The sequence below is a fragment of the Caballeronia sp. LZ024 genome, assembly GCF_031451455.1.
GTDB lineage: Bacteria > Pseudomonadota > Gammaproteobacteria > Burkholderiales > Burkholderiaceae > Caballeronia > Caballeronia telluris.
The window spans coordinates 1-9,413 of the sequence record NZ_JARUXL010000015.1 but is presented as its reverse complement, the minus strand read 5'-3'; the positions used below and the strand labels follow the sequence as shown (position 1 = coordinate 9,413).

16 protein-coding genes are annotated in these 9,413 nt (G+C 59.6%); 8 read left to right on the top strand and 8 right to left on the bottom strand.

Translation table 11 applies throughout. The annotated features are described in order from the left end of the window. The 4 genes from QCE48_RS31295 to QCE48_RS31280 all read right to left on the bottom strand — a co-directional run. Nucleotides 1–122, bottom strand: a 122-nt coding sequence (locus QCE48_RS31295; protein WP_309794449.1) for a helix-turn-helix domain-containing protein, incomplete at its 3' end; no start/stop codon positions are given. A gap of 178 nt (nt 123–300) precedes the next feature. Continuing rightward, nucleotides 301–471 (bottom strand): hypothetical protein, encoded by a 171-nt coding sequence (locus QCE48_RS32050; RefSeq protein ID WP_409014742.1) that lies wholly within the window; start codon nt 469–471, stop codon nt 301–303. 129 nt (nt 472–600) lie between these two features. Further along, the gene (locus QCE48_RS31285) at nt 601–858 is read right to left on the bottom strand and encodes a type II toxin-antitoxin system ParD family antitoxin (protein ID WP_309788752.1); all 258 of its coding nucleotides are present in this window, start codon (nt 856–858) and stop codon (nt 601–603) included. Nucleotides 859–1,072: 214 nt separating this feature from the next. Next, entirely contained in the window at nt 1,073–1,444 is a 372-nt protein-coding gene (locus tag QCE48_RS31280; protein WP_309788754.1) for a hypothetical protein, read from the bottom strand. A 501-nt stretch (nt 1,445–1,945) separates the two neighbouring features. Between QCE48_RS31280 and QCE48_RS31275 the strand changes: the two genes are divergently transcribed. Beyond that, nucleotides 1,946–2,335 carry a hypothetical protein gene (locus QCE48_RS31275; RefSeq protein ID WP_309788755.1) on the top strand — a complete coding sequence of 130 codons (390 nt, stop codon included), beginning with the start codon at nt 1,946–1,948 and terminating at the stop codon, nt 2,333–2,335. A gap of 49 nt (nt 2,336–2,384) precedes the next feature. Here QCE48_RS31275 and QCE48_RS31270 read toward each other — a convergent pair whose 3' ends face one another. Together QCE48_RS31270 and QCE48_RS31265 are read right to left on the bottom strand one after the other, a co-directional pair. Continuing rightward, nucleotides 2,385–2,627 (bottom strand): site-specific integrase, encoded by a 243-nt coding sequence (locus QCE48_RS31270; RefSeq protein ID WP_309788757.1) that lies wholly within the window; start codon nt 2,625–2,627, stop codon nt 2,385–2,387. A 595-nt stretch (nt 2,628–3,222) separates the two neighbouring features. Then, nucleotides 3,223–3,651, bottom strand: coding sequence for a phage integrase family protein (locus tag QCE48_RS31265; protein WP_309788758.1), 429 nt, complete (start codon nt 3,649–3,651; stop codon nt 3,223–3,225). A gap of 392 nt (nt 3,652–4,043) precedes the next feature. On the opposite strand from QCE48_RS31265, the gene QCE48_RS31260 reads away from it, so the two are divergent. The 7 genes from QCE48_RS31260 (at nt 4,044) to QCE48_RS31230 (ending at nt 7,151) form a co-directional block, all read left to right on the top strand. Beyond that, complete coding sequence (locus QCE48_RS31260) at nt 4,044–4,295, top strand: hypothetical protein (RefSeq protein WP_309788759.1); 252 nt, start codon at nt 4,044–4,046, stop codon at nt 4,293–4,295. Nucleotides 4,296–4,422: 127 nt separating this feature from the next. Then, nucleotides 4,423–4,707 (top strand): hypothetical protein, encoded by a 285-nt coding sequence (locus QCE48_RS31255; protein ID WP_309794447.1) that lies wholly within the window; start codon nt 4,423–4,425, stop codon nt 4,705–4,707. 24 nt (nt 4,708–4,731) lie between these two features. Continuing rightward, entirely contained in the window at nt 4,732–5,235 is a 504-nt protein-coding gene (locus QCE48_RS31250; RefSeq protein WP_309788762.1) for a hypothetical protein, read from the top strand. Between the two features lie 69 nt (nt 5,236–5,304). After that, nucleotides 5,305–5,697, top strand: a complete 393-nt coding sequence (locus QCE48_RS31245) for a hypothetical protein (protein WP_309788763.1) — start codon at nt 5,305–5,307, stop codon at nt 5,695–5,697. Next, nucleotides 5,694–6,233, top strand: a complete 540-nt coding sequence (locus QCE48_RS31240) for a hypothetical protein (protein ID WP_309788765.1) — start codon at nt 5,694–5,696, stop codon at nt 6,231–6,233. The genes QCE48_RS31245 and QCE48_RS31240 overlap by 4 nt, the downstream gene beginning before the upstream one ends. A gap of 171 nt (nt 6,234–6,404) precedes the next feature. Continuing rightward, nucleotides 6,405–6,626, top strand: coding sequence for a DUF3717 domain-containing protein (locus QCE48_RS31235; RefSeq protein WP_309788766.1), 222 nt, complete (start codon nt 6,405–6,407; stop codon nt 6,624–6,626). Between the two features lie 21 nt (nt 6,627–6,647). Then, nucleotides 6,648–7,151, top strand: a complete 504-nt coding sequence (locus tag QCE48_RS31230; RefSeq protein WP_309788767.1) for a hypothetical protein — start codon at nt 6,648–6,650, stop codon at nt 7,149–7,151. A 546-nt stretch (nt 7,152–7,697) separates the two neighbouring features. On the opposite strand, the gene cpaB is transcribed toward QCE48_RS31230, so the two are convergent. Then, nucleotides 7,698–8,807, bottom strand: coding sequence for a Flp pilus assembly protein CpaB (gene cpaB / locus QCE48_RS31225; protein ID WP_309788768.1), 1,110 nt, complete (start codon nt 8,805–8,807; stop codon nt 7,698–7,700). Beyond that, on the bottom strand, nt 8,759–8,974 hold the full coding sequence (locus tag QCE48_RS32045) for a BLUF domain-containing protein (protein ID WP_404983461.1): 216 nt from the start codon (nt 8,972–8,974) through the stop codon (nt 8,759–8,761). The genes cpaB and QCE48_RS32045 overlap by 49 nt, the downstream gene beginning before the upstream one ends. Nucleotides 8,975–9,413: the final 439 nt, after the last annotated feature.

Below are 9,413 nucleotides of genomic sequence, written 5' to 3'. Positions count from 1 at the left end.
GTTGCCGGCGAGCGCCGAAGTATCCGGGCCATGGCCCGGATACTCGAACCCTGCAGATGCAGGCTTGCAATGGTTAGGCGCTCTTCAGGTTGAAGTTGCTGGTACGGAGTTCTTTCATGCATCGCAACACCTTATACGAAATGGTGTTGCACTTCAGATTTGAGGCCGCCCTGGAATCCTCCTGCCCATCGTCCCACCAAGGCGCAGCGGCCCGGCATTCGCCTGACCGTGAGCTTTCTGGCGATGAGCCTCTTCGGCTTGCTCGTCGCAACCCGCCCTGCCTTGTTATATCTCGCCATCTCAACTTCGGAGTGCGCTCTGCGCCCGGCCACGTCGTGGTCTTAGGACGTGAATCACGTCGATGCGCTCCGGCTGGCCGGCGACACGGTAGAAAATCTGGTAGCTGCGGTGAACACGATGTCGCACGCCGCGATCTTCATAGCGAGGCACGAGCGGGTAGGCGAGGGGCATGTCCGCGAGGCTCATGCACTTGTCACGCAGCTCGCGAACGAAACTCAAGGGTACGGCGTGGATTGTCGCGGGCGATGTAGTCGCCGATGGCCTCAAGCCCGGCCTCGGCGCCAGGCAGGATGCGAACAATCATGCCTTGCCGGTCACCATCGCCTGATACTTGGCCTCCAGCCGGTCGAACACTTCTTCGGCGGGCTTTCCTCGACCCGCGTCTGAATCGGCGATGCCTCGCTCGATCATGGCATCTAGCGCGGCGAGCTGTGTCTCGCGATCTTGAATCGATCGCACGCCTTCGCGGAGCACTTCGCTTTTTGAGCCGTAGCGGCCTGTCTCGACCAGCTTTGTGATGTACGTTTCAAGCTGCTGCCCAAGGTCTGCGCTAATCATAGTTTTGCCTGCGAGTAAGCAGCCTACAGTGTAACGCTTATTAACTATTATTAAGCCGGGTTGTCCGCAGACCCAACGCGGCGGGCTTCGTAGCCGAATCACAAAGGTTGCTGCAGAAAAAAGCCCGCCACGAGGGGTGGCCAATTCCATGTCCGAGGGGCGGGCCCATGGAGGAGACGCTCGTCCATTCGCAATCGTCGCACCTATTAGCGTCTCAATGCTTAGTAGCCAAAGTAAGCGCGTCGGCGCTCATACTCTTGGCGCTCCCGCCATTCCCGGCGCTCGCGCCATTCATGTTCACGCCACTCGCGCTGGCGCCAGTCTTCACCAAAACGACCGCCGCAGGCACGGTTTGATAGACGACAGCCGGGGGCGGTGGCGGGGCGTAATAGACAGGCGGCGGAGGAGGCCCGTAATAGACAGGCGGCGCGGCGTACACAGGCGCCGCATATCCCAAGCCGATACCCGCGCTGACGTGTGCCGAGGCGTTGATTGCGGCCAACGACGTCGCGGTGGCGAGCGCGACCGCGACCGCTTTAAGAATTTTCTTTGCGCATGAAGCTTCGCGCGCACTGATGCTGGCCATGTCGGCTCCTTGGTGATGAGCGCTTAACGCTGCGTTACCAAGGTCGGTGGACATCAAATATGTGAGTAAGGTAACCGGGATCTGCACCTTCGATCAGGCGAAAAGCCGGCGTTGTATCACGCGGCGGCTCTTTGGCAAGCGACCCGGCCCTAAAGTCTACGCAGGTGATGCCGTTGCATCCCCGAACCGATCATCGTTCCACCGTTGCGGACCACGGTGTTGTGCTTCTCAACGTGGACGGTGCGAAGACCGCGGAATTAGGTACAAACGACGCGGTCGAGATCTGCTTGTCAAAAGGTGAGCACCTGCTAATGGTCGAACCGAAATACATGTCCACTTCGTCATCGCAGCTCAGTGCGGCCCTCGTTGTTCCTACTAAGTTTCCGGTCTATCGGATTGATATCAACATAAGCGGCCCGCGGTTTCAGCCGTCTATCGACTGAGCCACCGACCGGCACCGAGTGCCGCGTGAGCCACTTTTTCCAATTAGTCAAATGAACGATGCAACTGAACGCTGACATTTCCGATCCGCGGACCATGGAATGCGACGAGTGGGCGAGCAAAGAAAAGCGACGGATTCAGGCCCAGCAACGGAACGCCGACGTCTGGCTCATAACCATCCGGCTGAGGCAAGAACTTCGTGACCGAGGCGCCAAGTTCATCGGCAAAATTTGGATGTCGTCGGGCGAATGCCTTGACCCGCATCCGGAATGGCACTATCACTGCGCCGTTCTCTTCGAAGGAATCGTCCGCGACGAACTGCATCCGAACGGGTTACCGCTTGAGGCGTACAAACGCATCTTTCCGTTCGCGAACGACCTCGAATTTGTTCGCGAGGACGGCATTCATTTGACGGAGCCGCAAACGGAGCCGCATTTCCGAGCATGGTAGCTATTTGCATCTTGCTCGCAGCGATCGATCTGGCATCTCTGTCCGGCTTTCAACTTTCGCTCAGTGGGTCGACTTTCGGACGACGGTAGAACGATGCGGCTTCTCGAAGCATCCGCTGTTTCTCCGCTTCGATATAGATTGACGTGGTCTGCAACGATGCATGCCCGAGGATCTTTTGCACGACGTCGAGCGGCACGTCCTCTGCCGCGGCGTGCGTGCCAAAGGTATGACGGAACGAGTGCGTCGATGTACCGGCCAGCAACTTCATTTCGTCCGTCGTCAGGTCTGGCATTTCCCTTGATGAGACGCTTCATAACCCACTCCATCATGAAGCTGATGGTGTCGACATGGTAGGCGAGCCGGGCGCCGTCCGCGTGTTTCGCTTGGGCCTCTTTTCGCGGCGGAATGAAGATTGGTGCGAGCAGCCAACGCCTCGCTCGCGGCCGGGCTGGCCGGGACGGTGCGCTGTGCGCTTGCCGACGATCGTCAATTTCCACACCAAGTCTTCACCATCGCCATGCTCCGTGGGCGATATGCCTTCTCTGCGGGCGGACACGAGCTCGTCGCGCCGAAGTCCGGAGTCCGCAGCTAGAAGGATCGCGACTCGTGCTGATCGCCAGTAGGAAGCCGCTTGGGGCATGCACTGGCTATCGATATGGCCGCGAATCCGCGCCCATAGATCGGCGGGAAGGGCGCGCTCGACTTTTAGGAGGTTCTCGCGTTCAACGATGACCGGATCCGACACGGCGGTCCACGGGTTGCCAGCCAGATAGCGGACGTCGACTAGCCATGAAAACGCCGCACGTTACGAGTTCGCTTTCCGGTGCCGACAACGGATCGTCGACCGACACGTCGGCGCCGACGTGCGCGCCGATCGCGTCCTCTTTCTAATTCAGCCACGACACGACCCGCTGCGCGCGGCCGGGCCCAATGCGCGGCACCGCCCGCCAACAGCTCCCGCCCCGGCGGTTGCAGAAGTCCACCAGTTCGGCCAGCGTTTGGATGCCCGTGTCTTTAAGCCGTCGCGCGATCAGCGGCCGGAACCACATGCCGACCTTGTGCGTCGGCTCCGGCTTGGCAACGGCCAAGACCGACGAACCGCGCTCGAGCGCCAGCTCGACCAGTTCCGCCTGCATGCGCCTCAAAAACGACTCGAGCCAGCCCGGCGTCGCTTCGTTGCCGTCTTCGTCTTCAGAAAAATACAGCCGCGCGATCGTCGAGGCGGTGATTCGCTGCACGTACGCCCGGAGCGCGGCGAAGTGAGTACGCGTGTACGCGGCACGGCTCTTGGTGACGGTCTGCGGCTTGTTGGCCATGTGAGCGGCTTCTTTTTGTTGTCTGGAGGCCCGTCTGGACGGGACGTAGATGCCTTACCCCCTATTTACCCATTAAAACCATGCCTGATAATACGAATTATCACCATTGTAGCGGGGAGGTTGGGGGCGCATGCGGGGTCGAAAGCCGCCAATTCCGCTGTGGTGCGACAGCCGCTGCCAAGCGCACAGCGCACCCTTGCATCGGAAACTTGACTTTGAGCCGGGTTCGTTAGGCTCTGACGTTAGGGCGATGATTTAAAACAGGGACTAAAAACCCGCCCCGAAATGCCGTTATGCACCGGTAGGGTCGGCATCAGGCCACTTCCCCGGTGTTGCCGCGCTCACGAAGCTTTGTTGATCAGAGAGCGCCGCTCTCAGCGCATGAGGACTGCATGAAGTATCTGGAAACGATTTTGTTGGTACGTCCGGCCATCGCGATGGCGAAGGACGACGTTTCGGCTGTAGGTCGCTCAACGGCGCGAGGCGACGCCGCTATGCAGGGCGAGTTCGGAAGTCTCAACACCGGGCGCGTCCGCAACCTGTCGCCCACGAGCTCCCAGCAATCGGCCGATGCGGCACTGCAGCATGAGTTTGGCAGCCTCAACACTGGGCGCGTCCGCAACCTGACCAAGAAACCTCAGTAGATCCGCGACCACGATGAGGCAACACACGAAAGAAACGACCGCCGCATACATGGAACGAGCGCGCGCGCTCACGAGTATGAAAAGGCGGGCCGTCGAAGAGATCATCAAGTCAAGAGGCGGCACCCAGATGACCCACGTCGCCGTGCAGCGGAAAGCGGCGACGATCCTTGGAAAATTAGCGGCATCTATTAACGTCCGCGCGGGCGATGCAAGGCAGCTGGTCACGATGTATGAGCGGTTCGGGGAGTTCGAGATGCGCGCCGAGCTTGAGAGCCTGTTCGGTATCGCCGACTTGCAGCTGTTGGCCACCGAGACCGATGAAGCGGTCAAGGCTGCCATTCAAATGAAGCGAGCCGATATGAATCTCACAGGCGCAGCGATTACGACGCGCTTGCGAAACCAGCACGCCTAGATCGAGAGAAATCCGGAAAAACAAATGACGATTGACGACGGTACGACCATCTACGTCCATTTACAGATTGATGTCTACGGCGGATGCGTCGAGCTTCTGAGCAAGGAAGTCACGGAGGCCGACGCGCTCCAAATGTTCGCGAAGGCGAGCAGCGACCCCCGATTGATCAAAGAGGACGTCGCAACGTTGCTTGCGACCGAGACTCAAGGCGATGTCTTGCTGTTGGGCTACTCGACCCCGGGGCTTCGGGGCCCTCACGGGACGGTCGCTTTCGCCCGGGAGCACGCAATCGATGCGGCGGAGAAGTATTTCGGCTTCTCGCCCGATGAAGTCCGCGCAGCGCTTCATCCCGGCAATGTCGCAGCATTGATCGACGAGCGCGAACGCGGCATGGCGCGGCTGCAAGATGACTATCCCGAGCTTGCAGACTTCTACGATGCCTTCGTGGAAGCCATGGACGACATAAAAGAGAACCCCCCGGACGAATTCAAGCGGGAAATGGCGCTGATCCGCGGCCCTCTGCACTAGAAGGCCCGTTGCCAGCCACCTGCCCTGTTCTCGCGACCAGAAGCCGATTAAAAAGGAGAAAGCAAAATCATGTTGAAGCCGCCAGTCGATGTTTTCGTCACCGGCAAAGCCTTAGTGGATCTTAAGGAGATAGTCGTCAATGCCTGCATCGAGAATGCGAGGTCTGAGGGTTCGAGCTTGACGGTAGCTGAGCGGAAAGGTGCAACTTTCTTTTATAAATATGCCGAAATGAACCTGCGCGTGTCGAAGGCGAGGGCCGCGCAATACGTGCGAGTCTATGAGCGCTTCGTCGACTCCCGGCATAGGGCCAAGGTGGAGGCGCTTTTCAATGCAGGCGAACTGGCGGTTCTCGCGCCGTACTCGGACGATGAACTGACCGAGATCGTGTTGGAGAAGGCAATGAATCCAACCCTTACCCGTGAACAACTGAAACATCTACTCAAGACCCGACAGGCAGCATGAACGGGTACTCAATCACCAACGTCGAAGGGGAAAAACATATGTCCAAACTTGATGGTGCAACTGTCTATGTCGAGCTAGAACGCGCCGGAGGTGGCCGCGTTGAAATTTACTCGCGCGAAGCGACAAAGGAAGAGGCGCTGCGGATCTTCGACTCCGCGAGCAACGACCGGCGAGCAATCGAGGACGATCTTGCCTCGCGTCTCGCAGCCGAGTTCAAAGGCGACCTGCTTTGCGCTGGCTATTTTTTCGTTGACGGCAAAAAAGACGCCCACGAGGATGTGGCGTTTCCGGTTTCGCACGCGGTCGCTGCTATCAGCGAGCATTTCGGCATCGAAGCCGAAACGCTGGAGCGCGCGTTAGAACCCGCGAACATCGCCGCGCTTACCTCTGAGAGAGACGCGGAAGTAGCCGCGTTTTTCAAGGAGCATCCCGAGGTCATGGTCGGCGCCGAAGCATTTCGGGAAAGGCACGTAGCCGTGCAGGCGGCGTTGGCCGCGGAACTGGTCATCGAGTTGGAAGACCAAGTAAAGCACTAGCACGGGTGCCCACCCAACGCTCGCGGCCCACCGAGCGTCAAGGGACAGCCGTTGCCCACGCACGAGCAACGAACGCACCGAAGAATACGATGCGTTCGTCGACGCCTCGGCGACAACACGCGACGAAGAGGAATATCATCGGCACCTCACAGAGCAACGGCAGCCAGCAGCATGAACGAGTACTCGATCACTGATATTGAAAACGCCATCAACTACTGGCGATCGCGGCAGGCGGCGACGGATGACTTCGCTGTCTGCCCAAGAGCAAGGATGTTGGCAGACGTCTACGGAACGATGATTTTTTATCGACGAGAGCGCGTCGAAGCTAGAAACTTGACGGCGGAACAGAACGAAGCGATAGGCCTTGCGCTCGCCCAGAAGGAACTTTTCTGATGCCAACCAGAGAGGGCAAACATGTCTGACGGTGATAGCGCCTTGGTATGGGTGGACGCGCAGGCCGGCGGCGGCCGCGTCGAAATCTATTCGCGAGAAGTACGGACGGCGGACGCTCTGCGCATGTTTGCCTCAGCCAGCAGCGACTCGCGAGCGTTCGAAGAAGACCTCACAGACTGGGTGGCAACGGAGATACTCGGCGACGTTTTGCACGCCGGCTACTTCTGCCCTAAGAGCAAAGGCTTAGACGAGGAAAAGCAAGTGTCGTTCGCGCTAGTACATGCTTGCGACGCTATCAGCAAGCATTTCGGCATTGACGCAGGACTCCTCGAACGCGCATTGCGGCCTGAGAATCTGGCGGAGTTGGCCGCCGCACGGGATGCAGAGATCGCAGCTCTGGTCCATGATCTTCCCGAACTTACGAAGGACGCCGAGGCCGTGCGAGAAAAGCATGCGTCGGTGCAAGCGGCCCTGGCCGACGATCTTGCGAAGGCCATCGCTGCTGGCAAGATTAGGTCGCACTGAGCGTTGCCGACCCAACCCGGTCAGAGAGCTTCCTATAAACGGTCACTCAGCCGAATGCATGTCCGGCGAAGTGGAGTGCAAATTATCGGCCGCTGGCGAACGTACCCGATCGGCCAGCTACGGCCGTTCGCGCGCGCACTCGACTGACGTTGGAGCGTCAGCTCCGCCGTAGACAGCGGACATCTGTACGGACATCTCAGGCAGTTCGGACTACGGTCGCCGCGGATCAACGACACTCGAACCACGAACTTCGGCAGTCGGCCACGCTTTGCCGTTCGCCGGAGCCATGCAGTGGTCACCCGAACGGCTGCTCCACTTCGAAACCCGTCCGATGCGCGGCGCACGCTTTTCGGGCATAGCTGACGCTCAACGGCTAGACAACTTTCGGCTGATCCTGTCCGGCGCGTCGTCGGCCAGACCGGACTTTTGATCATTGCATCGCTGGCGCGAGGTGACCGCCCTCTCGGATACAGCAGGCTCAACAGTCCAGCGCTTTATGGCACAAGATCCCCGAACCCCCGCGTGCGCATTTACGAGAATGTACGTCTATTGCGCCGGCATGAACGCACCGGTCTGTGTGTCAATGTAGCCTCCGCCCACCGACGGGTAGAACGCGCCTGTTTGCGGATTAATCACGCCGCCCCCTACCGGTGGAAGGTATTGCCCAGTGGTCACGTCGATGGCCCCTTGCGGAACGGAAGAGACCAAGGTCGGCGGCGGGTTGACGTAGTTCCGCGACGGGTTGACGTGTGCATGCCGCTCGTCGCCGCGATACACCGACGTAATGCCGCCTTCCTCGGAACCTCTGTAGACGTGGACGGTCGGCGGAGCGGGTTCGAGCTTATTCGTGACGACGCCTTGGACCGCGTGTGTTCTAGGCAGGTCGCGCACCGCGCGCGAAACGTCGCCAGCCCACACAGGGCCGTGCTGTGAAGCGGCCGGCGCAGCTACGGCGGGTTCCCGCGTAACCGTGGCAAAGCTGCGCAGCGCGAGTGACAGGCTGCCGAGGCGAGCGGCACCGGAAACCACTTGACCGATCCGAAGAGCGACTTCCAGCGTCACGGTGCGCGCCCGGTTGTTCGTGTCCGGGGCATCGCCGATTTTTGGTCGGTTTATTTCCGAGCCTACCGCTAGCACGCGAACCTGCTCGACGACGGTTTCGCTTGATACCGCAAGGTCGGGCAGGTCGGTTCGACGGTCCATCTGTTGCGTCAACAACAAGTCCACATAGTCGCCCGGCTGAATTAGGCCGGCGTTTCCAGAGACATCGTCCACGGCCACCGACACGGCAAGCATTTCAGGCTTGACGGCGGCCGCCAGGAATCCTGGAGCATTGGGCAAAATCACGTCATTCGTCGCGACTACGGCACCGCTCGCTATGGGGTGGCGCAGAACGGCTCCGATGAGTTCCACCGCTCCCGGTGCACCGGCTATAACGGCGTTCGGAGGAACCTCCGCGACTGGTATCTGCTTCCATGTAATGTCGTCCTCGCGTAGGAGCAGGCCCTGCGGTAAATCGGCGTTACCGGCACGCACCTTTACGAGCGCAACATCGGGCGTGGAGGGATGCGATGCACTCGCTACTACCGTGCGTACGATCAAGGCGATCAAGAGAGCGCCGATAAAGAGCAGGGAAATTTTAATGAGATTGGACATAAGGACGCCGTCCTATCGCGGCAAGAGCAAACGGCCGACCAGTGCAAAAGAATTCCAGTGACTTCGAGTCGCTCATTTCGAGCACGCGCCCTGTCAAGGATATCCAAATGGTCCTGACGACCCAAAGGGGTGGCAGCGGTACTTGCATAAGCAACGCGAAAGCGCATTGTTCGAAGCCTTTCAAAGTCGGCTTGACGAAAAGTGCGCCGTGAGGTCTAAACGCCGCTAACGGCACATCGCCAGTTTTTCTGCATTGGGAAAAACCCTAGTCACGACGGGATCGAGCGGTCGAGATGAGCTACTTGACGGCGACCAGTGCAGATCGCTTAACGCCCGACCCGCCGACATAAATGGCCGCTGCGCCTTCGAAGCGGCCCTTGCCGCCACCGGGTCGACGGCAGAAGTGGGCCGGGTTGCGTCGGACCGCTCTTCAAATTCATCGCCAGAAAGCGGCCACCGGAATTCCGCTTCCGGGAAGCGGCCAGTCACCTTATATGACGCACCTGATTGTCGGATACGCAGGCCAGGGATTGATGCGACGCATTGCACGTGGGTGATCTCGCCAGGCGTCGCTGCACGAGGTGCCGGCAACCTTCTGGGGATCCT